Source organism: Actinomadura sp. SCN-SB (assembly GCF_043906805.1).
In the GTDB taxonomy this organism is placed as follows: Bacteria; Actinomycetota; Actinomycetes; order Streptosporangiales; family Streptosporangiaceae; genus Spirillospora.
The window spans coordinates 1-1088 of the sequence record NZ_JBIMPP010000166.1; the positions used below are offsets into that span (position 1 = coordinate 1).

Sequence of the window (1088 nt, forward strand, 5' to 3'; positions counted from 1 at the left end):
GAGGCGGCCCGGATCGACCTCACCCGGAAACTGTCGGCCTGTGACCGCAAACTGGCCCGGTACCGGGCCGCGCTGGAGGCCGGAGCCGACCCGGCCGAGGTCACCACATGGATCAACAGCGTCCAACAGGAACGCGCCCGGCTCAAGCGCGACCTGCGCCAAGGGCCACGCCCCCAGCGCCCCGACCACCAGGCAATCGCCAGCCTGCTCCAACGCCTCGCCGACTTGGCCCGCGTAGTCGTCGACGCAGATCCCGGCGACAAGGCCGAACTCTACAAAGAACTCGGCTTGAAGATGACCTACCATCCCCAGAAACGACTCGTGGAGGCCCGGGTAATCCCAGACCCCCACATGTACAAATGGTTTGTGTCCGAGGGGCGAGCAGCCCAGCAAACCCACATGAGATCACCGCCACGACCACATGGGGCGTACGGCCCGCAGCGTGAACGGCACCATCCCATACGCCCTGGACAGTCCCGGACGCGCGTGGCCTGGACCGAAGTCCGCCGGATGCCGAACGCCGACCTCGTTCATGCCCCGCTGGCGCGGACATCATGAGACTCACTCTTCTGCCGATGAGAGGTCGTGGTGATCGACGCCAGCGACGACGTTGAACGCGGTCATGGGCGCGGTAGCGCGTCCCACCAAAGGCGGAACGCGAGAGCCAGAGCGCGGATCAGCAGCACAACTACGACAGGGCCCTCGAACATCACAGCCATTCCGGCCCGATGCCTGCTCCCATCACCCAGCTGTCATCACTCGCCACCCGGCACCAATGATGACGCCCAGCAGGACGGATCAATCCCAACGCGCTCCGCCACCGGGCCGACGGGCCAGGGACGAAATGCATAGTCCGCGTCATCGGCGGGCGCCGATGATAGGCCTCCGACCACCCGCCAGACCGCAGCCGGGAAGGAGAGCACAAGCCCAACGGGCTGTCGGTAGTGGCCGATCCTTCCGAGCGTATCGACCATATGAGCGAACTGGGTGAACTAGCCTGGCGTGTCGTGACGCAACTCGCCCGCCAGCGACCGAAGACAAACTGGACACACGAGACCGCGTCGGCGGAGATGGAGCTGGTGCGACTT

Annotated in this window: 1 protein-coding gene; it reads left to right on the forward strand. The window is 65.7% G+C overall.

Annotation, left to right across the window (positions count from 1 at the left end; genetic code table 11):
• The coding region (locus ACGWYJ_RS38880) for a hypothetical protein (protein WP_395111711.1) at positions 1-558 on the forward strand (558 nt) is incomplete at its 5' end.
• Positions 559-1088: the final 530 nt, after the last annotated feature.